The sequence below is a fragment of the Halostella limicola genome (assembly GCF_003675875.1).
GTDB lineage: Archaea > Halobacteriota > Halobacteria > Halobacteriales > Natronoarchaeaceae > Halostella > Halostella limicola.
The window spans coordinates 148,158-170,589 of record NZ_RCDI01000001.1; the positions used below are offsets into that span (position 1 = coordinate 148,158).

22 protein-coding genes are annotated in these 22,432 nt (G+C 70.0%); 13 read left to right on the forward strand and 9 right to left on the reverse strand.

All coding sequences use genetic code 11. The features are described from left to right. Window positions 1-111 precede the first annotated feature (111 nt). The 4 genes from D8670_RS01985 to D8670_RS02000 form a co-directional block, all read right to left on the reverse strand. A complete protein-coding gene (locus D8670_RS01985) occupies window positions 112-2,214 on the reverse strand; it encodes a heterodisulfide reductase-related iron-sulfur binding cluster (RefSeq protein WP_121816431.1) in 2,103 nt (700 codons plus the stop codon). 96 nt (window positions 2,215-2,310) lie between these two features. Next, window positions 2,311-3,015 carry an energy-coupling factor transporter transmembrane component T family protein gene (locus tag D8670_RS01990; protein ID WP_121816432.1) on the reverse strand — a complete coding sequence of 235 codons (705 nt, stop codon included), beginning with the start codon at window positions 3,013-3,015 and terminating at the stop codon, window positions 2,311-2,313. Then, window positions 3,009-3,710 (reverse strand): energy-coupling factor ABC transporter ATP-binding protein, encoded by a 702-nt coding sequence (locus D8670_RS01995; protein ID WP_121816433.1) that lies wholly within the window; start codon window positions 3,708-3,710, stop codon window positions 3,009-3,011. The genes D8670_RS01990 and D8670_RS01995 overlap by 7 nt, the downstream gene beginning before the upstream one ends. After that, window positions 3,707-4,288: a biotin transporter BioY gene (locus D8670_RS02000; RefSeq protein ID WP_121816434.1), complete on the reverse strand. Its 582-nt coding sequence runs from the start codon at window positions 4,286-4,288 to the stop codon at window positions 3,707-3,709. The genes D8670_RS01995 and D8670_RS02000 overlap by 4 nt, the downstream gene beginning before the upstream one ends. A gap of 118 nt (window positions 4,289-4,406) precedes the next feature. Between D8670_RS02000 and D8670_RS02005 the strand changes: the two genes are divergently transcribed. The 7 genes from D8670_RS02005 (at window position 4,407) to D8670_RS02035 (ending at window position 10,382) form a co-directional block, all read left to right on the forward strand. Then, the gene (locus D8670_RS02005) at window positions 4,407-5,006 is read left to right on the forward strand and encodes a conditioned medium-induced protein 4 (RefSeq protein WP_121816435.1); all 600 of its coding nucleotides are present in this window, start codon (window positions 4,407-4,409) and stop codon (window positions 5,004-5,006) included. Between the two features lie 226 nt (window positions 5,007-5,232). Further along, on the forward strand, window positions 5,233-5,679 hold the full coding sequence (locus tag D8670_RS02010; RefSeq protein ID WP_162994120.1) for a hypothetical protein: 447 nt from the start codon (window positions 5,233-5,235) through the stop codon (window positions 5,677-5,679). Between the two features lie 96 nt (window positions 5,680-5,775). Then, window positions 5,776-6,906: a hydroxymethylbilane synthase gene (gene hemC / locus D8670_RS02015; RefSeq protein WP_121816437.1), complete on the forward strand. Its 1,131-nt coding sequence runs from the start codon at window positions 5,776-5,778 to the stop codon at window positions 6,904-6,906. Beyond that, the gene (gene cobA / locus D8670_RS02020; RefSeq protein ID WP_121816438.1) at window positions 6,903-7,700 is read left to right on the forward strand and encodes a uroporphyrinogen-III C-methyltransferase; all 798 of its coding nucleotides are present in this window, start codon (window positions 6,903-6,905) and stop codon (window positions 7,698-7,700) included. Before hemC ends, cobA begins: the two co-directional genes overlap by 4 nt. Further along, window positions 7,697-8,440, forward strand: coding sequence for a uroporphyrinogen-III synthase (locus D8670_RS02025; protein WP_121816439.1), 744 nt, complete (start codon window positions 7,697-7,699; stop codon window positions 8,438-8,440). Before cobA ends, D8670_RS02025 begins: the two co-directional genes overlap by 4 nt. Before the next feature lie 44 nt (window positions 8,441-8,484). Further along, a complete protein-coding gene (locus tag D8670_RS02030; RefSeq protein WP_121817535.1) occupies window positions 8,485-9,897 on the forward strand; it encodes a RecJ family nuclease in 1,413 nt (470 codons plus the stop codon). Between the two features lie 119 nt (window positions 9,898-10,016). Then, entirely contained in the window at window positions 10,017-10,382 is a 366-nt protein-coding gene (locus tag D8670_RS02035; protein ID WP_121816440.1) for a DUF5518 domain-containing protein, read from the forward strand. Window positions 10,383-10,766: 384 nt separating this feature from the next. On the opposite strand, the gene D8670_RS02040 is transcribed toward D8670_RS02035, so the two are convergent. Continuing rightward, window positions 10,767-10,961, reverse strand: a complete 195-nt coding sequence (locus D8670_RS02040) for a hypothetical protein (RefSeq protein ID WP_121816441.1) — start codon at window positions 10,959-10,961, stop codon at window positions 10,767-10,769. Between the two features lie 1,042 nt (window positions 10,962-12,003). After that, window positions 12,004-13,800: a vWA domain-containing protein gene (locus D8670_RS02045; RefSeq protein WP_121816442.1), complete on the reverse strand. Its 1,797-nt coding sequence runs from the start codon at window positions 13,798-13,800 to the stop codon at window positions 12,004-12,006. 112 nt (window positions 13,801-13,912) lie between these two features. On the opposite strand from D8670_RS02045, the gene D8670_RS02050 reads away from it, so the two are divergent. The 4 genes from D8670_RS02050 to D8670_RS02065 all read left to right on the forward strand — a co-directional run bounded on the left by D8670_RS02050 (window position 13,913) and on the right by D8670_RS02065 (window position 17,289). Continuing rightward, on the forward strand, window positions 13,913-14,230 hold the full coding sequence (locus D8670_RS02050; RefSeq protein ID WP_121816443.1) for a DUF5783 family protein: 318 nt from the start codon (window positions 13,913-13,915) through the stop codon (window positions 14,228-14,230). Between the two features lie 65 nt (window positions 14,231-14,295). Further along, entirely contained in the window at window positions 14,296-14,664 is a 369-nt protein-coding gene (locus D8670_RS02055; protein WP_121816444.1) for a NifU family protein, read from the forward strand. A gap of 65 nt (window positions 14,665-14,729) precedes the next feature. Further along, window positions 14,730-16,232, forward strand: coding sequence for a sulfatase (locus tag D8670_RS02060; RefSeq protein ID WP_121816445.1), 1,503 nt, complete (start codon window positions 14,730-14,732; stop codon window positions 16,230-16,232). Window position 16,233: 1 nt separating this feature from the next. Continuing rightward, a complete protein-coding gene (locus tag D8670_RS02065) occupies window positions 16,234-17,289 on the forward strand; it encodes a lysylphosphatidylglycerol synthase transmembrane domain-containing protein (RefSeq protein WP_233752177.1) in 1,056 nt (351 codons plus the stop codon). Between the two features lie 19 nt (window positions 17,290-17,308). Here the strand turns inward: D8670_RS02065 and D8670_RS02070 are convergent, their stop codons facing one another. Then, on the reverse strand, window positions 17,309-18,208 hold the full coding sequence (locus tag D8670_RS02070; protein ID WP_121816446.1) for a ketopantoate reductase family protein: 900 nt from the start codon (window positions 18,206-18,208) through the stop codon (window positions 17,309-17,311). A 25-nt stretch (window positions 18,209-18,233) separates the two neighbouring features. Beyond that, window positions 18,234-18,572 (reverse strand): DUF7130 family rubredoxin-like protein, encoded by a 339-nt coding sequence (locus D8670_RS02075; RefSeq protein ID WP_121816447.1) that lies wholly within the window; start codon window positions 18,570-18,572, stop codon window positions 18,234-18,236. A 136-nt stretch (window positions 18,573-18,708) separates the two neighbouring features. Between D8670_RS02075 and D8670_RS02080 the strand changes: the two genes are divergently transcribed. Continuing rightward, a complete protein-coding gene (locus tag D8670_RS02080) occupies window positions 18,709-19,875 on the forward strand; it encodes an NAD(P)/FAD-dependent oxidoreductase (RefSeq protein ID WP_121816448.1) in 1,167 nt (388 codons plus the stop codon). A gap of 9 nt (window positions 19,876-19,884) precedes the next feature. Here D8670_RS02080 and D8670_RS02085 read toward each other — a convergent pair whose 3' ends face one another. Next, the gene (locus D8670_RS02085; protein ID WP_121816449.1) at window positions 19,885-21,567 is read right to left on the reverse strand and encodes an aldehyde ferredoxin oxidoreductase family protein; all 1,683 of its coding nucleotides are present in this window, start codon (window positions 21,565-21,567) and stop codon (window positions 19,885-19,887) included. Between the two features lie 132 nt (window positions 21,568-21,699). On the opposite strand from D8670_RS02085, the gene fer reads away from it, so the two are divergent. After that, the gene (fer, locus tag D8670_RS02090; protein WP_121816450.1) at window positions 21,700-22,359 is read left to right on the forward strand and encodes a ferredoxin Fer; all 660 of its coding nucleotides are present in this window, start codon (window positions 21,700-21,702) and stop codon (window positions 22,357-22,359) included. The last annotated feature ends 73 nt before the right edge of the window (window positions 22,360-22,432 follow it).

Consider the following 22,432-nt stretch of genomic DNA (forward strand, 5'->3'; position numbering starts at 1 on the left):
GGGCAGGTGTGGTAGTCCGAGTCAAACCGGTGCGTCGGTCGGTGCCCGCTCCGGTGACGGCGGCGACGCGCCGTCGCCGCGGAGATGGGTCTTCGAGCGAACGCTACGTCCTCACGCCGCCGCGGCGACGCGCTCCTCCTGCCCGATCGCCTCGGCGAGCAGTTCGGTCAGGCCGACGACCTCGATCTCGTCCTCGAAGCCGCCGGTCTTGCGGCCGTCCTCGTACATCGTCGCGCACATCGGACAGGCGACGACGAACTTCTCGACCGCGCCGCCGGCGTCGGTGTCTTCGAGCGCCTCGCGCAGGCGTTCCTCGCTGGGCTTGGGGTCCTCGTCGAAGTCCATCCAGAGGCCGCCCCCGCCGCCGCCGCAGCAGAACGAGTCAGAGCGGTTGCGCGGCATCTCGTAGAGGTCCGCGCCCGTCGCGCGGACGAGGTCGCGGGGCGCCTCGAACACGTCGTTGTACCGGCCGAGGTGACAGGGGTCGTGGTAGGTGACGGTGTAGTCCAGTTCCGACCCGTTCAGGTCGAGCGCACCGCGGCTCGCGAGCTCGTCGACGACCTGCGTGTAGTGGAACACGTCGTCGGCCTCCCACTCGCAGGCGTCGAACTCCGGATACTCGTTCATGAACGTGTTGAACGCGTGCGGGTCCGTCGTCACGATCTTATCGAACTCGCAGTCCTGGATGGCGGCGGCGTTGTCCTCGACGAGCATCTCGTAGAGGCCCTCCTCGCCGACGCGTCGGACGTCGTTGCCGGCGGTCTGCTCGTCCTCGTAGAGGATGCCGTAGTCGACGCCGGCGTGCTCGAAGACGGTCGCGAGCGCGCGGGCGATGCGCTGGTTGCGCTCGTCGTAGCTCGGATAGTCGCCGACGTACCAGACGTACTCGACCGGCTCGTCGCGGGCGTCCGGCACCTCGAAGTCGAGGTCCTCGGCCCAGTCGGGGCGCTTGCGGTCGGGGTCGCCGAACGTGTTGCCCTGCTGGAACACGTTCATCATCGCGTCCTGGACGTTGGCGTCCATCTCGCCGGACTCGGTCAGGCGACGGTTCATCCCGGTGAACTGCTTCAGGTGCTCGATCTCGACCGGGCAGGCGTCCATGCAGGCCATGCAGGCCATGCAGGACTCCATCGTCGAGCTGTCGATGACGCTCGCGCCGCCGTCGGCGACGATGGGCTTCTCCTCGGTCTCGCCGGCCTCGACGGCCTCGCGGTAGGACTTCAGGTCGAGGATCACGTCGCGCGGGTCGAGCGGGCGGTCAGAGGCCTTCGCCGGACAGACCGACGAGCAGCGCCCGCACTTCGTGCAGGCGTCCTGGTCGAGGACCTCCTTCCAGGAGAAGTCCTCGACGTCGCTGTAGCCGATCTCCTCGGGACTGGCGTCGTCGGGGACGCCCGGCAGGCGCTTGCCCGCCTTCTCGTCGCGCGTGACGACGTTCGCGTACGAGGAGATCATGTGGAACGGCTTCGCGTAGGGCACCGACGCGACGAACGCCAGCGCGAGGACGGCGTGGGACCACCAGGCCCACCAGTACAGGTCGGTCGCCATCGACTCGTTCATCCCGGCGAGGACGAACACGTCGGCGACGAACCAGCCGACGAAGCTCACCGTCTCGAACTCGGGGAAGCCGGTGCCGACGATGCGCAGGCCCTCGGCGACGTAGCCGCCGACGCCGAGGAGAAACAGCGTCCAGATGAAGAAGTCGTCCTCGCGGCCCGTGTGCTTGCCCCAGAGGCGCTCGTTGCGGACCCAGTAGCGGCGGTAGACCGCCATCCCGACGCCGACGACGAACAGGAGGCCCATCGCGTCCATCGTCAGCGAGTACGCCAGGTAGAAATCGCCCGTCCAGAACGAGTCGCCGATCTTCCGGGCGACGTCCATGTCGATCCCGAGGATCGTCGTCCCGATCAGGAGCGTCAGGAAGCCCCAGAAGATGAACGCGTGCATCAGACCGCCGTAGAGGTCCCTGTCGAACTGCTTCTGGTTAGAGAAGACGATCTTTGTCGCCGCGACGACCCGCCCCGGCAGGTCGTTCAGTCGTTCGAACCAGTCCTCGGTGCCGCGGGCGTAGCGGGCGAAGCGGGCGTAGACCCCGTACAGGAACATCAGGATTGCGACGGCAGCGAGGTAGTAGAACACGACCTCGCCGACCTCGCTGATGGTCCAGAAGGTCTCCCGCGTGACCGCGTCCTCCGCCTGGGCCACGAATGTCATGTACGATCACGCGGAGACTGGCCGCTTAAATCTTGTTACCGCTCTCCGCCCGTCACCCCCGTCACGTCCCCGTCAAATCTAGAACCCGAAGATAGTTTATATCAGTGGAGAAAGGGCCAGTGCCCCGGCGACCAGACAGAGGGCGGCGTCCCGCCGGCGGAACCGGAGCGCGGGCAGCGTCGGGTTCCAGGCGAAACACCGGGCCCGGAGCGCCAGCGAGAGCCGGTCGGCGCGGGTGAACGCCCGCGCCACGCCCGCGGTCGCGACGATCCGCATCCGGTCGCGCAGCGGGCGCTCCTCGCCGAGACGTGCGGCCATCGCCTCCCGGATCCGCCGCAGGTCCGCGAGCAGGACGGGGAAAAAGCGAACGGTGATCGCCGTCCCCGCGCCCAGCACCCGTCCCGCCTTGCCGGGGACGACGCGCTGGAGCGCCGCCCGGGACTCCCGGACCGGCGTCGTGCGAACGTAGGCGGCGCTGACGAGCAGGACCGGGACGACGCGGGCGCTCGCGAACGCCGCCTCGGCGGCCGCCGCCGGGTCGACCCACGGCGGGCCGAGACGGACCGCCGCGATCGCGGGCGAGAGTGCCAGCAGCAGGAGCGGGAAGCGGAAGGCGACCAGCGCGCGCACCGGCGAGAGCCGCGCCGCCGCGAGCGCCGCCAGCGCGACGAGCGCCACCGCGGCGAGCCCGCGGAGCGACCCTCGACTGAACGCCGCCGCGGCGATCCCGATCTGGAAGGCGAGCTTCGCCCGCGGATCGAACCCGTGGGCGAGCGACGAGCCGGGCTCGTAGGTCACCATGGCACGCGGACGCCGTGTGCGGACAGTTCGGCGGCGGCCTCGTCCGGGGCGGCGTCGACGACCACCCGGCCGTCCGCCAGCGCGACCACGCGGTCCGCCAGCGATCGCACGTCCCGCAGGTCGTGCGTGACGACGACGACGCTCGTCCCCTCGGCGTGGAGCGCGTCCAGACGCTCCAGCAGCGAGGTCCTGGCCGGCTCGTCCAGCCCGGTGAACGGCTCGTCCAACACGAGGTGGTCGGGCGCCATCGCCAGCGCCCCCGCGACGGCGACCCGTTCCTGCTCGCCGCCGGAGAGTTCGTCGATGCGGTCGTCCCCGCGGCCGTCCATGTCGACCGCGGCCAGGGCGTCCGCGACCCGGCGGTCGATCGCCGCACGATCCAGCCCGAGGTTCTCCGGGCCGAAGGCCACGTCCGCGCCCACGGTCGCCGCGACGAAGCAGTCCCGCGGGTTCTGAAACACCATTGCCACGCGGGTGCGCGCGGCGACGAGGTCCGCTTCCGCTGGCACGCCGTCGACCAGTACCTCGCCCTCGTCGGGCGTCAGCAGGCCGTTGAAGTGCCGCACCAGCGTCGTCTTCCCGCTCCCGTTCGCGCCGGCGAGCACGACGAACTCGCCGCCGTCGATCGTCAGCGAGACGCCGTCGACCGCCGTCTCGGCGCCGTAACGGTGGATCAGGTCCCGAACCGCGATCATCGCGTCGGCAGCGCGCCGCTTTTGGCGACCGCCGCCGCGACCACGATCTTCAGGACCTCGCCGGGGACGAACACCAGCGCGCCGGCGCTGACGGCGCCCTCGATCCCGTAGCCGGCGATAGCGACGAGACCGGCGACGCCGAGCGCGTAGATGACCACCGTGCCGGCGACCAGCGCGCCGACCAGCACCGGCAGCGAGGCGTCTGCGGGGTCGCGCAGGTCGGTGCCGCGGTGGACGACCGCGCCGATGAGGCCGGCCGCGATCGGGTACGACCAGAGGTACCCGGCCGTCGGCCCGAACAGCGTCCCCAGCCCCGCGCCGCCGCCGGCGAACACGGGAACGCCGATCGCCCCGACGGTCAGGTACAGCAGCAGGGAGACGACGCCCCACACCGGCCCCAGCACGATGCCGGCGAGGAAGACGCCGAGCACCTGCAGCGTCACCGGGACCGTCGAGAACGGTATCGGGAACGAGACGTACGCCCCCGCGCCGACGAACGCGGCGATCAGCGCCGCCTGCGCGATGTACCCCACCGTGAGGTCGTCGACCAGGTCGACCGAATCGGTGTCAGTGCTCATACCCCTTCGTCGCGGCGGCCCCACAAAGAACGCACTGGTTTACCTCGTCCGGTTTCCGGGTTGACGACTATCTGTCGTCAACAAGCTTTTATGTAGCGGACGAATCAACGTCCTTCCAATGGACGAAAAGACGGAGGAGCTCCGCGACATCTTCATGGACGTCACCGACGAGGACACGGTGACCGAGTCCCAGGAGGAGACCCGGGGGTCGCTCACCGACCAGGGGGAGGGGCGGCGCGAGCGCCTGGAGAGCGTCGTCGACAGCATGCGCGAGCGCTACGCGTTCGGCACCGACCTCTCCGACGACGACCTCTGTGACCTCGTCGAGCTCTTCTACGACGAGGCCAGCGACGCCGACATCGCCCGCGAACTGGACGCCTCGCGCAAGACGGTCTTCCGCGCCCGGATGGACCTGCATCTCGTCCGCGAGCGCGACCGCGACGCCCCGTTCGACCTGGACGACTTCCGGGGGCGACTCACAGACGACCCCGCCACGAGCGACCTCGCGGACGAGTTCGACGTCAGCGAGTCGACGGTCCGGCGCTACCGCCGCGTCGTCGAGGCCCAGACCGAGTCCCGGCAGGCCAACGACCGCTACCGCGACGAGTTCGACAGCATCCTCGCCGACAGCGACCTCGCGACCCGCATGACGGAGGACGTTCAGGAGGACGGCCTCGACGACGCGACCGAGGGGATGGAGACGAACGTGGACTTCTAGACGACCTTTTTTCGCCTCGGGTCGCCTTCGGCGACCGCTCGGCCAAAAAATCTCGTCCAAAAAAGGCCGCGCTCGCTCCGCTCGCGCGGAGAAACGGCGGCTCCGCCGCCGTACGCTCGTTACTCCGCTCGCCTGCCCTTCCCGGAACGCTCGCACGCGGCGCGACGGAGCGCCGCGCGCTCGCGCTGGCCGTCGTTTTATGGACCGGAACCGCGTCGGTTCGGGTATGGCCGCCCGCGATCCCTCCGCGTCCCTCTCGGCTCGTCCGCGCGTCGACTCGAACTGGTGGTACGTCGTCGCGATAGTGCCGCTGTTCGGCCTGTTCGTCACCGCCTTCGTCGGGTGGATGATCGCCTGGGCGTTGCTCGGCGCCGGCGAGTTCGGACCGGCGGCGATGCCGATGCCGGGCGGCGGGATGCCGTTCGCGTTCGCGCCGATGCTGCTCGGGATGCTCCTGTTCGGGACGGCTGGCACGCTCCTCACCGCCGCCTACCCCGTCGCGCTGTACCTCGACGCGGGGGCGGTGGCGGACGCCGGCGTCGGGTGGGACCCGGACCCCGTGCTGTACGCGCTGGTCGGCGTCGTCGGCGCGCTGTCGACGGCCTTCGCGTTCGCCGTCCCGCTGTCGGCGTACTACCTGTACAGGCGACACCAGCACGTCGGGGTCCCCTGACCGGTCGGCGGAGCGCTGTTTCCCCGCGAGGCGTCCTGTCACCTGCGAGGACCGCGTGACGAAGGGGGTTTCAAGGAGGAACGCCGAGAGGGGGGTATGAGCAAGAACGGGACGATCCGCCTGGCAACGCGGGGCTCCGACCTCGCGATGCGGCAGGCGGCGACGGTGAAGTCGGCGCTTTCGGACCGCCGGCTCGACGCGGAACTGGTGGAGGTGGAGACCGAGGGCGACAGGGTGAGCGACGAGCTCATCCACCGACTCGGCAAGACCGGCGCGTTCGTCCGGGCGCTGGACGAGCAGATCGTCGAGGGCGAGGTCGACGCCGCCGTCCACTCGATGAAGGACATGCCGACCGAGCAGCCGGACGGCCTGATCGTCGCCGGCGTCCCCGAGCGCGCGGCGCCGGGCGACGCGCTGGTGACGCCGGACGGCCGGCGGCTGGAGGAACTGCCCGAGGGCGCGACCGTCGGCACGTCCAGCCTCCGCCGCGGGGCGCAGATCCGCAACGCCCGGTCGGACCTGACGGTCGAACCCCTGCGAGGCAACGTCGACACCCGGATAGAGAAACTGCTCGCGCCGAGCCTCCAGCGCGAACACGAGGAGCGGACGGAGGAGGAGAAGGAACGCAAGGGCAACGCCGGAAACGACGACTACCAGTTCCCGTACGAACAGGGAGTCGAGGAGTGGTTCAACGACCTCTCCGAGATCGAGCGCCGCGCGCTGGAGCGCGAGGTCGAGGTCGAGTACGACGCCATCGTCCTCGCCGAGGCCGGCCTCGAACGTAGCGGTCTAGCCCACCACGTCGAGTACCAGCGGCTGCCGACCGACGAGTTCGTCCCCGCGCCCGGCCAGGGCGCGCTCGCGGTCACGGCGCTGGACGGCGACGTCGCCGAGGACCTCCACACGGTGCTCGACCACCCGCGGACCCGCGTCGAGACGACGGTCGAGCGCTCCGTCCTCTCGGAGCTGGGCGGCGGCTGCGTCGCCCCGATCGGCGTCCACGCCGTCATCCAGGGCGAGTACGTCCACACCGCCGTGCAGGTGTTCGACCGCGAGGGCGAGGAGAGCGTGACGGCGACCCGCGACCTGCCGGTGCAGGACCACGCCCGCGCCGCGCGGGAGTTCGCCCGCGATCTGGCCGACCGCGGCGCGGCCGACCTGATCGCCGCGGCGCGCCGGGAGAGCGAGGAGGAGACCGAGGCGAAGCGGGAGATCCAGGAGGAATGACGGGCACCGTCTACCTCGTCGGGAGCGGCCCCGGCGACCCGGAACTGCTGACCGTCAAGGCCGCGCGCCTGATCGACGAGGCCGACGTCGTCCTCCACGACAAGCTCCCCGGCCCGGAGATCATCGAGAACATCCCCGAGGCGAAGCGCGAGGACGTCGGCAAGCGCGCCGGCGGCGAGCGCACGCCGCAGTCGGAGATCAACCAGCGCCTCGTCGACCTCGCCGAGGCGGGCGAGGACGTGGTCCGCCTGAAGGGCGGCGACCCGTTCGTCTTCGGCCGCGGCGGCGAGGAGATGGAACACCTCGCGGAGAACGGCGTCCCGTTCGAGGTCGTCCCGGGCGTCACCTCCGCCGTCGGGGCGGCGGGCGTCGCGGGCATCCCCGTCACGCACCGCGACCACGCCTCCAGCGTCTCGTTCGTCACGGGCCACGAGGACCCGACCAAGGAGGAGTCGGCCGTCGACTGGGAGGCACTGGCGGACACCGGCGGCACCATCGTCGTCCTGATGGGCGTCGGGAGGCTCCCCGACTACGCCCGCGCGCTCCGCGACGCCGGCAAGGGTCCCGAGACCCCCGTCGCCCTGGTCGAGCGCGGTACCTGGCCGGACATGCGCGTCGCGACCGGCACCCTGGACACCATCGTCGACGCCCGCGACGAGGCGGGGATCGAACCGCCCGCCATCACGGTCATCGGCGAGGTGGCCGCGTCCCGCGACCGCGTGGTCGAGTTCCTGCGCGGCCGAGGCGGCGAGGACAGTGACGCCGAGGCGGCACTGCGGGGGGACGGCGCGTGACCCGCGACGTGCGCGCCGCCGTCTTCCGCCCCGGCGACGAGCGCATCGACGAGGCCGTCGAACTCCTGGAGTCGCTGGGCGCCGACCCGGTGCCGGACCCGATGCTCGCCGTCGAGCCGACCGGCGCGACGCCCGAGGACGCGCCCTACGTCGTCATGACCAGCAAGACCGGGGTCGAACTCGTCGCCGACGAGGGGTGGACGCCGGGCGACGCGACCATCGTCGCCATCGGCGAGCGCACCGCCCGCGCCATGCGCGAGGCCGGGTGGACGGTCGACGTCGTCCCCGAGGAGTACTCCTCGTCCGGCCTCGTCGCCGCGCTGGAGGACGAGGTCGCGGGCGAGCGCGTCGAGGTCGCCCGGAGCGACCACGGGAGCGACGTACTCACGGACGGCCTCGCGGACGCCGGCGCGGACGTGCACGAGACGGTACTGTACCGCCTCGTCAGACCCGAGGGGAGCGGCGAGTCCGCCGAACTCGGCGCGGCGGGCGACCTCGACGCCGCCCTCTTCACCTCCTCGCTCACCGTCGAGCACTTCCTCGACGCCGCCGCGGAGCGCGGGGTCCGCGAGGAAGCGGTCGAGGGCCTGAACGACGCCGTGGTCGGCGCCATCGGCGAGCCGACCAGGGAGACCGCGGAGAACCGCGGGATCGGCGTCGACGCGGTGCCGGACAGGGCCGCGTTCGAGGCGCTCGCGACCGCAGTCGTCGAGCGGGCGGCCCCGTCCTACCGCGAGTGAGCGGACCGCAGGTTTAACCCAGAGGGGGCTCCAACCCGATGGCGATGAACGCTCCCGTCCCGGAGATGGCCGACCGCGCCGCCGCCTGCGCGGAGCGACTGCGCGCCGCCGACGAGGTGCTGCTCGCCTCGCACATCGACGCCGACGGCCTGACGAGCGCGGCCGTCGCCGCGAGCGCGCTTGAGCGGGCCGGGATCCCCTTCGAGACGGTGTTCAGCAAGCAGCTCGACGATGAAGAGATCGCGAGCATCGCCGCCACCGACTACGACACCGTCCTGTTCACCGACTTCGGGAGCGGTCAACTCGGGATCATCGCCGAGCACGAGGCCGCCGGCGACTTCACGCCCGTGATCGCCGACCACCACCGGCCCGCCGACGTCGACACCGAGTTCCACCTGAACCCCCTCCTGTTCGGCCTCGACGGGTCGTCGGAGCTCTCCGGCGCGGGGGCGAGTTACGTCCTTGCCCGCGCGCTGGAGCCCGCGGACGGGGACAACCGCGACCTCGCCGCCCTCGCCGTCGTCGGCGCGGTCGGCGACATGCAGGCGAGCGACGGCGAACTCGTCGGTGCGAACCGGAAGATCGTCACGGAGGGCGAGGCCGCCGGCGCCCTGGAGACCGGTACCGACCTCGCGCTCTACGGGAAGCAGACCCGTCCGCTCCCGAAGCTACTGGAGTACGCGACCGACGTTCGGATCCCCGGCATCTCCAACGACCGGAACGGGGCCCTCCGCTTTCTCGACGACCTCGGTCTGGAGTTGAAATCGGGGGGCGACTGGCGCTGCTGGGTGGACCTGAGTCGCGACGAGAAACAGACGCTCACGAACGCCCTGCTCCAGCACGCCATCGACAAGGGGGTCCGCCCGAACAAGATCGACGCCCTGTTCGGGACGACGTACACCCTCACGGCCGAACCCGCGGGCACCGAACTCCGCGACGCGAGCGAGTTCTCCACGCTGCTCAACGCGACCGCCCGCTACGAGCGGGCCGACGTCGGCCTCGCGGTCTGTCTGGGCGACCGCGACGGAGCGCTCGACCGGGCGCAGACCCTCCTCTCGAACCACCGGCGGAACCTCTCGGAGGGGCTCCAGTGGGTGCAAGACGAGGGCGTCACCCGCGAGGAGCACGTTCAGTGGTTCGACGCCGGGAGCGAGATCCGCGAGACCATCGTCGGCATCGTCGCCGGCATGGCCGTCGGTACGGAGGGCATCGACCGCGGCCGGCCGATCGTCGCCTTCGCCGAGAAGGAGGAGGGCGAGGTGAAGGTCTCCGCGCGCGGGACGCCGGGGATGACCCGGCGCGGCCTCGACCTCTCGACCGCGATGACGGAGGCGTCCCGCGCGGTCGGCGGGGACGGCGGCGGTCACAACGTCGCCGCGGGCGCGACCATCCCCGACGGGACGCGGGAAGAGTTCGTCGAGCGCGTCGACGAGATCGTCGGTGAACAGCTCTCGTAGTCCGGCCTTAGCGGGACTACTCGCTCAATAACAATACGTTCGCCGCACCTAGGCGCGGTGATGCCATCCTACCGACCGCGTTCGGCGACAGACAGCAGGGCGACCGGGGTGACCGACCGATGACCGACTGGCGAGCCGTCGGAGTCGGCTTCCTCGTCGGTCTCGTGATCGCGACCGTCGGCCTCGCGCTCCCCATCATCGGCCAGATCGGCGGCGGCCTCGTCGGCGGCTTCCTCGCCGGCTACCTCGCCGGCGGCGGCCTCGGGAGCGGCGCGTGGCACGGCCTGCTGGCCGGGGCCATCGGCGGCCTCATCATCGCCGTCTTCGTCTTCGTGGGGACGTCGCTGCTCAGCCTGACCGTCACGGAACCGGTCAACGCAGTCGTCGGCGGCGCGGGGCTGACGGTCGTCGTCCTCTTTCTCTCGCTCCTGTTCGCGCTCGACAGCGCCATCGCCGGTGCGATCGGGGGCGCCCTCCGAGACTGAACGACGCAACCCGGCGATTTCTCCCCTTTCCGTGGACAGCGGATCGCGTCTCGTTTCGTCTTCTTTCGTATCGCCATATGAGATTTATCGAGACCGATATCGACGCTCTTCACCACATGATCGGCGATAGCGGCTCCCGAGAGCCGCCTTCGATCAGCGAGACTGGCGTAGTCACCGAACCTCGACTAGAACGGAGTGTATGTTGACGGTACAACCCCAGGGGGAGCGGCCGGAGTCCGAGGTTTTACTACCGGGCCGAGAACGGTGTTCGGCCCCAACTGCCCGTCGCTATAGCTAACCGCGGTTGACGAGGGACGCGTCGGGCCGGACCCTGATCCCACCCCGGAAGTTCGAGGGGTTCGAGCTCGTGAATCCCCGAGCGCGCTATCGATCGCCGTCGACGAGAAACGTGACGCCCTCGCACGCCGGACACTCGACCGCGTCGGCGTTCTCGACGGTTGGCGGTTCGGCACCGTAGACGACCAGATGGTCGGCGGGGAACGCGATCTGGCGCCCGCAGAGCGGACAGTCGACCGTGCCCGCGCGAAGGCGCGCGCGACGGATGGCGTTTCGGGACACGTGACGCAGTTAGGGAATAAAGGCACGGACAGACGTAATCTCCCGGGCGAGCAGTCTCTCGTTCGAACGCTTGCCGAGGCGATTCGTCGGAAATCGAGGAGCAGCCGGTCCGATCAGCTAGTCAGCACCCGCAAACGGGAACGGCCCACCGGCGGGAACTGACCGGAAGGACTCTGCGAGGCCTCGCAATCGACGGTGGTGGCTGGCCCTCTTATATAATGAATCAATTAACGCTATACAGAATTCCAGTAGCGCGGCCGATAGCGGGTTGGCCGCAGAGCGTCACTCCCACCGTTCGGCGTCCGTGGCTCGCTAGACGGCGACGCAGACTGCGGTGATACCCCAAGACTGGACTGCTCACAGAACCGGGGCGGATGTCGGCACCACAGGTGCTGCTAATCAGTACTGGGACTCCGTGAGCTCGCACCGCTTTCCCGAACCGTGTCCGCGACGGACGGACTCGACGACCGGGGCCGTCGGATACGGACGATCGGGCGTCGAACCCAGGGGTCGACGACGGGAAGAGTGGGTCCGCGCGGCACGTCACCGCCGAAGATCGAGACCGGAAACTCGGGCGTGTGAGCACGGCCCGGGACCGTTTCGGATCGCGGGGTCGATCGGTTTCCCGGCGATAGCGGTCTGACTGATATACTACGCGCACTCGCGGGGACTGAGATCTGGCTCGCGAACCAGTCCAGCCGAGGTACGTGGTAGCGGGCCGGCGACGAACGGGGTTCCGTGCGGAGTCCGTAGGTCGCGTCTCGGAGCCAGACGCCGAACGCGTCGCGGGCCGGGGAGATCGGCGTCGCGGTACCGATCGGCTCTCGGAGTTCGGCTTCGGTCGCGTCGAGTTCCCGCGGTGCGGCGTCGAACACCTCGCGGTCGCGCCGATCCGTCGCGACACCCCGGCGCGAAGTCGTGGAAAACGACGGCAGCCGAGGGAGAAGTGTCGCCGATCCGACCGAATAAATCGTTGTTCGCTATAGAGAATGGACGGGCTGCGGGAGATTCGCCCGAGTTTGGCGCATCGGAACGGCGACCGCTACCGAGCGTCGGACGACGCCGCCGAGAGCCGGCGCGCGAACGCGGCGTTCGCCTCGCGGTCGGCGAGTTCGCGCAGCAGTTCGAGTTCGCGCTCCAGTTCGTCGTCGCCGAGCGCCGCCATCTCTCGTTCGAGGTGGTCGGCGAACGCGGCGAACCGCTCGCGGTAGGTCTCGGAGACCGTGAGCGGGTCGGACTGGCGCTCCCAGCGCCCGAGGTAGTCGTCCGCGGGCGGCTCGACGTCCTCGGGGCCGTACTCGCCGGTGCGCTCGTCGACCATCCACGACCGGAGGAGGTCGGCGTACCGCGAGAGCAGCACGGCCTTGCGGATCCCGGAGTTGTCGTAGTGTCGCGCGGTGACGCTCGGGAACTCGACCGTCCGCGTCCGCTCTCGGCGCTCGCCGGTCCGGGTCTCGTAACTCGCCGTCAGCCGGAGTTCGGGGTCGCCGCCGGTCCGACGGACCTTCGCGAGGATGACGCCGCCGCGGGTGCGGCCCCCCTCCGTCGGCGACGGAAACAGCGTGTTCGCGCGGATGAGCGAGTCGGTAGCGTCCCCGGCGGCGGACGTTCCGTACACCTGCTCGACGTCGTACCCGTCGGCGTCGAGTTCGAGCGAGAGGTCGAACACGAGCGGGGTGACCATGTACTCGAACTCCTCGTCGATGCGTCGTTCGAACTGGTCGGCGGAGTGGACGGAGTAGTAGTTCGCCCCGCGGACGGCGGTGAGCGAGTCCACGAGCTCCGTGTTGAAGTCGACGCCGATACCGACGAAGGTGCTGTAGACGTTTTCGGCGGCGTTCTCCTCGGCGATGTCGACCAGGCCACCTTCGCGGGTCGTCCCGCGGTTCGGCATCGCGTCCGTGAGAAACAGCATCCGCGTCTCGTACTCGGACTGGTCGGCGTCGGCGTACTCCGCGAGGAGGTCGGTGCCGGACTCCGCGCCCGCGGAGAAGTTCGTCCCGCCATCGGCCCGCAGTTCCTGCACGTGGTCGCGGATAGCGTCCATGTCCGTCTCGCGGACCTCGCGCATGGGCTTCGCGACGTAGGACTCGTCGTTGAACAGCACGACGCCGAGTCGGTCGTCGCCGCGGAGGTGCTCCGTCATCGAGGCGACGACGTCCGTCGCGACGTCTATCTTGGGCCGCTCCGTGTAGTTCTCGACCTCGTGGCGGTTGCCGAAGCGGTCGTAGTAGTAGCGGTCGAACGGCGAGCTCATCGACCCGGAGATGTCGAGGACGACGACGAGGTTGAGCGTCTTGCGCTCGAAGTCGGTGATGCCGGAGTTCAGCCCGACAGTGAGGTACCGCTCCGTCTCGCCGGAGAGCGGGTCGGGCGAGACGGCCGTGCTGTACGACGGGCAGAAAAGCGACGTACAGGCCCGGTCGCTACCGGTGTCGAAGTAGTACTGGTTGAACAGGCCCTCGTAGGAGAGGTCCAACGGGATCGGCAGGTACCCCTCGTCGACGTTGTCCCGGAAGTTGTTCGCGTCCATCGCGCCGCCGGCGGTGAGGCCGACGTCGTCGCTCGCGTCGGCGGACATCTCGACCGACTCCGTCTGAGCGCTGGTGTACGTCACGCTCCCCGAGGATCCACCGGTGCTACCGGACCGGGCCGCCTCGTCGGGGTCGAACTGCCAATCGTCGACCTTGTCGGTCGCGGGGGTCGTGGTGGTCGTGGTACCGGTTCCCGTCGGTCCGGAACGGCCGGCGGACAGCCGTTGCGAGCAGCCGGCGACGCCGAGCGTCCCGGCCGCGGCGGCCAGTCGGAGGTATCGTCTGCGCGAGCAGGGATCGGGCATGCGAGAACCAACGCGAACCGACCACATGAGGCCATCGTAGGGTAAAATCGCCGTTTGAGCTATCAGCGAGGGGATCGCCCGACTTTTGTCGGGGCGGTCCATTCGGTCGGACATGGCCGATTTCGACCCCGAGAAGTTCGAGGACAAGTACGTCCACTACTTCACGGAGCTCCAGCGGGCGTACAAGGACGCCTTCGAGACGATGAACGAGACGTACGACTCGGAGCTGATCCACGCGATCGACCAGCAGATCCTCAACGAGAGCGAGCCGTTCTACGAGGGCGACGGCGAGTTCCGCGTCGACCTGCCCGAGAACCCGGAGGAGCGCGTCCGCGGGATCGTCGTCGACGACGAGAAGCTCCGTGAGGTGCTCGACATCTACGTCGACGAGATCGAGGCGGAGATCCGGGAGACGTTCGGCTTCGAGTGAGTCGAACGGGGCGAACGAACCAGTAGCACAAAAGGTTCAAGGGTGCTGGCCCCCAACCCGTATCCATGAGTACTGACGCCCAAGAGGACGGCGACGACCTGGAAGAGCGGGTGTCGAACTTCCTTCGTCGGAACTTCCCGCAGATCCAGATGCACGGCGGCAGCGCCGCCATCCAGAACATCGACCGCGAGACCGGAGAGGTCTCCATCCAGCTCGGCGGCGCGTGTTCGGGCTGCGGTATCTCCCCGATGACCATTCAGGCCATCAAGAGCCGTATGGTCAAGGAGATCCCCGAGATCGAAACGGTCCACGCGGACACCGGCGGCGGTGGCGGCATGGGCGGTGGCGGCGGCATGGAGCCGTCGTTCCCCGGCGAGACGGTCGACGACGACGAGGACGGCGCGGCCGACGAAGGCCCGCAGGCCCCGTTCTGAGGCCGGCGAGCGGCGCGGGCGTGCGATAAGCAGTCTTTTTAACGCTCCGGCTACCCCCGATAGACATGACCAACGCGGACGCGTCGGGGCGCGACGTTCTCTTCGTCGTGATGGACACAGTCCGGAAGGACCACCTCTCCGTCTACGGCTACGACCGGCCGACGACGCCCGGACTCGAAGCGTTTGCCGAGGACGCCGCCGTCTTCGAGCAGGCCGTCGCGCCGGCGCCGTGGACGCTCCCGGTTCACGCGTCGCTGTTCACCGGCCTGTACCCGAACGAACACGGCGCGAACCAGGAGAACCCGTACCTCGAAGGGGCGACGACGCTCGCGGAGAGCCTCTCGGAGACGCACGCGAGCGCCTGTTACTCCTCGAACGCCTGGATCACGCCGTACACCCACCTCACGGATGGCTTCGACGACCAGGACAACTTCTTCCAGGTGATGCCCGGCGAGTTCATGAGCGGCCCGCTCGCGAAGGCCTGGAAGACGATGAACGACGACGAGCGCCTGCGGAAGGCCGCCGACTGGCTGGTCAGCGTCGGCAACAAGTTCCACGAGTACTTCGCCAGCGGCGAGGGGTCGGACTCGAAGACGCCGCAGGTGATAGACCGGACGCGGGAGTTCGTCGACGGGGTCGACGAGGACGAGAACTTCTTCGCGTTCATCAACCTGATGGACGCGCACCTCCCGTACCACCCGCCCGAGGAGTACAAGGAGGAGTTCGCGCCCGGCGTCGACTCGACCGCTGTCTGTCAGAACTCCAAGGAGTACAACTGCGGGGCCCGCGACATCTCCGACGAGGAGTTCGACGACATCCGCGGCCTGTACGACGCCGAGATCCGCCACATCGACGCTCAGCTCAGCCGGCTGTTCGACTCGCTCCGCGAGGCGGGGCGCTGGGAGGACACGCTCGTCGTCGTCTGCGCCGACCACGGCGAACTCCACGGCGAGCACGACCTCTACGGCCACGAGTTCTGCATCTACGACCCGCTGGTGAACGTCCCCCTCATGGTGAAGCACCCGGATCTAGACGCCGAGCGCTACGAGCGTCAGGTCGAACTGCTCGACCTCTATCACACCGTGCTGGACCACGCGGGCGTCGACCCCGAGGACCCCGACGCGGTGTCGCTCGACGACCGCCGGTCGCTGCTCTCGGACGACCACCGCGAGTTCGACGAGGGCGAGTTCGCCTTCGTGGAGTACTCCCGGCCCGTCGTCGAGCTGAAGCAACTGGAGCAGAAAGCGAGCGCCGCCGGGATCACGGTCGACCGCGATTCCCGGTTCTACTCGCGGATGCGGGCCGCGCGCAGGCCGGACGCGAAGTACATCCGGAACGAGCGCATCCCGGACGAGGCGTACCGCCTCGATTCGGACCCGGGCGAGACGGAGAACCTCGCCGGCGGGGACGACGAGGCCGTCGCCGAGGTGGCGGCGGCGCTCTCGCGCTTCGAGGAGCGGGTCGGCGGCCCCTGGGAGGGCGACGCCGCCGGCACAGACGAGGACGTGTTAGACGACATGAGCGAGGACGCGAAGGACCGACTGCAGGACCTGGGTTACATCGACTGACGTGAGCGACGACGCCCCCGCCGCGGCCGGCGACGCCGGCGCGACCGACCTGCGAAACATGTTCGACCGCCGGACGGTCGGCAAGATAGCCGTCGGGTTCGTCGTCGCGGCGATCCTCGTCTACCTCCTCGGCGTCGCGGTCGGGCTGGAGCGGACGCTCACCCACCTCCGGAACGCAGAACTGCGGTGGCTCGGCGCGGCCTGCCTCTCGACGACGGCCTGCCTCGCCGCGTGGGGGAAGGCGTGGCAGATCGTCCTCCGCGTCGGCGGCATCGACGTCCCGTACCGGAAGCTCGTCGTCACCTACTTCGCGGCGACGTTCGCCAACTACGTGACGCCGCTCGGGCAGGCGGGCGGCGAGCCCTTCATCGCCTACGTCCTCTCGCAGGACACGGAGGCGAGCTACGAGCAGAGCCTCGCGAGCGTCGTCACCGCGGACCTGCTCAACCTCCTGCCCTTCTTCAACTTCGCGGCAGTCGGCCTCGGCTACCTGCTCCTGCGGTCGCAGCTCACCGAGGCCGCCGAGGACCTCGCGTTCGGCCTCGGCGCGCTCGCCGTCGGCATCCCCGCGCTCGTGGTCGGCGGGTGGCAGTACCGGACCGCGGTCGAGCGCGGGGTCCTGCGGGTCGTCGCGCCGCTGTCCCGGCGAACCGACCGGTTCACCGTCGAGAGCGTCCGCGACCGGATCCGGCGGTTCTACGAGTCGGTCGAGCTGATCGCCGCCTCGCCGCGGGCGCTCGCCTGGGCGACCGGGTTCGCCTACCTCGGCTGGGTGTTCTTCGCGCTCCCGCTGTACTTCGCGGGCCTGACGCTCGACCTGCCGATACCCCTGTTGCTCGTCTTCTTCGTCGTCCCGGCGAGCACGCTCGCGGGCATGGTGCCGACGCCGGGCGGTCTCGCCGCGGTGGAGGGCGCGCTGGTCGGCCTCGTCGTCGCGCTGACGGCGCTGTCCGCCGCCGACGCGCTGGCGGTCGCGACCATCTACCGGCTCGCGAGCTACTGGTTCGCGCTGGCGGTCGGCGGCCTCGCCGCGCTGTGGGTCGTCGCCCGCGCCTGAGACCGGGGGCGCGGTCGGGCTACCGCAGCCCCCGGCCCCGCTCCCAGGCCCGGAGGAGCGCGATCAGCGTCCGGTTCACGGGGGTGTCGAGGTCGAACTCGGCGGCCCGGTCGGTGACGTACCCGTTGATCGCGTCGACCTCCGTCCGCCGGCCCCCGCGGACGTCCTGGAGCATCGAGGAGTCGTTGTCGGCGGTCCCGGCGGCGACGTCCTCGACGGCGGCGACCGCGGCGCGGTTCGACAGCGTCACGTCGGCGACGCGGGCGACGCGGGCCGTCTCGCGCGCCGCCGTCCGCGCGAGGTCGTTCGCCGGGCCGGAGAGCACGGCGCCGTTCTCGACCCGCGAGAGCGCCGTGACGGCGTTGATGCCGGCGTTGACGGCCAGCTTCTCCCAGAGGCGACGGGGCATGTCGTCCGCGACGGCGACGGTCAGGTCGGCCCGACGGAAGGCGCGGGCGACGCGGGCCGCGGCTGCCGAGTCGCCCCCCTCGTAGGGACCGAGCGCTATCTCGCCGACGCCGGTGCACTCGACGCGGCCCGGGTCGCGGAGGACCGCGCCGTAGGTCGCGGTGCCGGCGAGCACGGGGCAGTCGAGGCGCTCGTCGAGCGTCGCCTCGTTGCCCATCCCGTTCTGGAGCGAGAGCGCCGCGCCGTACTCGCCGGTCGCGAGCGTCCCGGCGGCCTCGGCCGTGTCGTACGCCTTGACGGTCAGTACCGCGAGGTCCGCGCGCAGGCCGGACCCGTCAGTGGTCGCGTCGGGCGTTACGGAAAAGTCGAATTCGCCCTCGACGGTCAACCCGTCGGCGGCGACGGCCGCGACGTGCGGGTCGCGCCCGACGAGCGTCACCTCGTGCTCCTGCGCGAGGAGACCGCCGACGAGGCTGCCGAGGCTGCCGGCACCGAAGACGACGACGTCCATACCGGGCCGTCTCGGCGCGCGGTAATCAGTCCTCCGTCCAGTACATCAGCGCCTCCTTCGGCTCGCCGCAACCGGGACACTCGTCGGGCAGCCCCTCGTCTATCTCGCCCATCTCGCCGCACTCGGTGCAGCGCCACATCAGTTCGGCCTCGCCGAAGTCGTGCCCGGACCGGGCGTGTTCGATACTCAGGCCCTCGATGCCCTCGCGGGTGGTGACGAAGAAGCCGCCCTTCTCGAAACCGCGGATCGTCCCCAGTTCCTCGCCGTCCGCGTCGTAGACGACCTGACCGAGGTCGAGTCGGTTGACTGCTTCTTCTGCTTCCGCTTCTCCCTCCGCGCTCGGTGTTTCCCCTCCTCCAGACATACATAGACGCACCACGGCAGCGGGCATAAACGTGGGGCGGCCAGTCAGATCCCTGACTCGCGAGCGCGTCGCGGAAGCGGGCGTTCCGACGGACCCGCCGGCGCGGTTAAGGCGCTCCGCGCCCGTGGCGCAGACGATGAGCGACGCCGACGCGCTGGTCGTGGGGGGCGGAGTGATCGGCTGCGCGGTCGCGCGAGCGCTGGCGCGGGACCGCGAGGTCCGGCTCCTCGAACGCGACCGGATCGCCGCCGGCGCGACCGGGCGGGCCGCCGGCGAGGTGACGATGACGCCGGCGTACTCCGACCTGCCGAGCGTCGCGGCGCACGCGAACGCCTTCTTCCGCGACTACGGTGGCGCGGACTTCGTCGAGCGACCCAGCCTCGAACTCGTGCCGCCGGCGCGGGAGGACGAGGCGCGGCGGCGGGTCGACCGCCTCGCCGATGACGAGGTCCCGGTCGCCTTCCTCGCCCCGGAGCGCGTCGAGGACCGCTACCCTCGCCTCTCGCTCGCCGCGTTCGCCGGCGCGGTGCGCTACGGCGAGACGGGCTTTCTCGACGCCGACGCGTTCACCGCCGCGCTGGCGGCCGACGCACGGGAGCGCGGCGCGACGGTGGAGACGGGCGTAACCGTCTCCGAGGTACTCGTCGAGGACGGACGGGTCGTCGGCGCGGCGACCGACGACGGGGAACGCCGTGCTCCCACCGTCGTCGTCGCTGCGGGGTGGCGGACGGAGCCGCTCCTCCGCGACGTGCTTCGCCTGCCGATCCGCCCGTATCGGACTCAGTGCGTCCGCGTCTCGCTCGGCCGCCCTCTCGACGGCGAGTTCCCGATGGGGTGGGTTCCCGGCGACGGGGTCTACCTCCGGCCGACGCCGGATGGTGGCTTGCTCGTCGTCGGCGGGGCCGTCGCCGTCGGCAGCCCTGCAGAAGCACCCCACGAGGTCGATTCCGCAGAAGCGAACCACGATGCCGACCCCGCGTTCCGCGATCGCGTTCTCGAACGGCTGCCGCGGTTCCTCCGAGACGCGGCGGACGCCCGGATCGTCGACCACTGGGCCGGGGTCGACGGCGCGACGCCCGACACGCGGCCGATCGTCGACGCGCCCGCCGACGCTCCCGAGGGGCTGGTCGCCGCGACGGGGTTCCACGGGCGGGGCGTGATGACCGCGCCCGTCGCCGCGACCGCGGTCCGGGCGGTCACGACCGGCGGATCGGCGCCGTTTCCGCTGGTCGCGTTCGCGCTCGACCGGTTCGAGTCCCGCTCGCGGGCGTTCCCGTTCTATGGCATCGAAGAAGCGGAGTAGGAGCGACGCTCAGTCGTCGGCGGGCGCGGCCGAGGAGCCGCCAGCCGCCGAGACGGTACCGTCGTCGTTCCAGCCGCGCACCTCGTAGTACTCGTCGAGCGCGGCGTCGAAGCCGTCGATGTCGTAGGGGAGTCGGTCGTCGGACCGGTCGAAGCCGCGCTGGTTGTTGAAGTGGCGTTCGAGGTCGATGACGCGCGCGCCGACGGAGAGCAGGTCCTCGAAGTCGGCGTCGAACAGCGCCTCGAACCGCTCCGCGTCGAGCATGTCGCGAGAGAACCGACAGACGACGCCGCAGTCCTCCAGCGCGCGCTTGTTCTCCTGGCGGACGAGTTCAGGCGGCTTGTCGTCTAACCCCGTCATCTCGTACGCCGAGTCGGCGTCGACGAGCGGGTACTCGTAGGCGTAGAACGTTGCGTACATGTGGTCCGCGCCGCGGTTCGACGTGGCGAAGCCGAGCCCCTGCCCGTTCAGCGTCCGGCCGTCATGGGCGGGGAACTCCATCCCCTTCACCGACCAGTTCTCGACGCCCAGCTCCTCGTGGACGCGGTCGATTCCCTCCGCGAGCAGGTCGCCCTCCCCCTCGCGGTAGGCGATCTTCTCGACGAGTTCGTGGACGAGCTCCGCGTTGCCGAACTCCTCCTCCGCGGCGAGATACGCGGACACCGTGTCGCCGCAGGAGATAGTGTCCAGCCCGAGGGTGTCACAGAGCTCGTTCGACTGCATCACGTCGACGATGTCGTCGATCCCCGCGTTCGGGCCGAACGCCATGAGCGTCTCGTACTCCGGTCCCTCGGTCTCGATCCCTCGCTCCTCGTCTCTGGTCGGGAGCTTGCAGGCGAACGCGCAGGCCGAGCAGGTGCCCTTCTCGAACTTCTTCTCCTCGACGCGGTCGCCGTTGACGTTCTCGACGCCCTCGAAGGAGAGCTCCGAGAAGTACCGCGTCGGCAGCGCCTCGACCTGGTTCGCGTAGTCGGTGACGCTGGTCGTCCCCTGCCGCTTCATGATGTGGTCGCTCGTCGCCGCCTCGCGGTGGACGTCCATCTGGACCGGGTCGACCTCGATCTCCGGCCGGGAGTCGCCCGCGAACGTGACCGCCTTCACGTTCTTCGCGCCGAACACCGCGCCGAGGCCGCCGCGGCCGAACGCCCGCCTCTCGGTGGTCATGATGGCGGCGAACCGGACGAGGTTCTCGCCCGCGGGACCGATGGCGGCGACGTTCTCGGCGTCCAGGTCCTCGTCGCGCCCCTCGACGTGCTCGGTCACCTGCGGCACGGTCGCGCCGGCCAGGTCGGGGACTTCCTCGAACTCCACCCCGTCGTCGCGGACGTGGACGATCACCAGTTCGTCGCTCTCGCCCGTGATCTCGACCGCCGAGTAGCCCGTGTCCGCGAGGTGGCGAGACATGAACCCGCCCGCGTTCGACGAGAGCAGGCCGTCCGTCAGCGGCGAGAGCGTGGTGCAGTTCGTCCGCCCGGTGAAGCTCATGTTCGACGTCTGCATCGGCCCGGTCGCGAAGAACAGGCCGTTCTCCGGGCCGAGCGGGTCGGCGTCGAACGGGATCCGGTCGTGCGCCAGTTTCGTCCCGACGCCGCGGCCGCCGATGAACGACGAGAGCACGTCGTCGACGTCGGTCGTCTCCGCGCTCTGCTCGCCGACGTCGACCGTCAGAAGCGGCCCCTTCGAGTGAAGCATACGCGTACCATCACGGTCGATCGGTAATAAACGTCCCCAAAGCGGCGGTCGAAGCGACGGGTCCGGCGGAGAGTTCTCCGCGTCCTCGCCGCGAGGGCAACTCTTTTGCTTCCCTTCCGGCTAGCGATAGCCGTGTCGTCCCCGTACGAGATTCTATCGGTAGACCCAGATGCCGACGAGGAGGAGATACGGCGGGCCTACAGGCGCCGGGCGAAGGAGACCCACCCGGACCAGGGCGGGTCCGTCAGGGAGTTCCAGCTCGTCAAGGCCGCGTACGAGGAGATCGCCGAGGGGAACGTGGACGAGGAGCTGTCGGCCGCCGACCGCGACTTCCGGACCGAGGCCGTCGACGACTCGGACGAGCCCGAGAAGACCCGCGTCGAGTACCTCAACTTCCAGGTGCTCGACGACTACGGGTGGGGGCTCGACGACGACGACCTGTTCGAGAAGGCGTCCGCGGCGGACCTCGACTCGGCGGACTACGGCCGGTTCCTGGTGGAACCCCGGGAGACCCTCCTCGAAGCCGCCGAGAACCGCGGGTTCTCGTGGCCCTACTCCTGTCGGGGCGGGGCCTGCGCGAACTGTGCCGTCGCGGTCGTCGAGGGCGAACTGTCGATGCCCGTCGACCACATCCTCCCGCCGGAGATGATGGACCGCGGGCTCCGGCTCTCCTGCAACGGCGTGCCGACCAGCGACGAGATGAAGGTCGTCTACAACGTGAAACACCTGCCCTGCCTCGAAGACCTGCGACTGCCGCCGCGCAACTTCGAGGGGGCGAGCCTCACGGACTGACGAGGCCCCGCGTCGGTCGGCCTCGCGACGCTCGGCCACCGCTCGGAGCGAAACGCCGGACCAAAAATCCCGC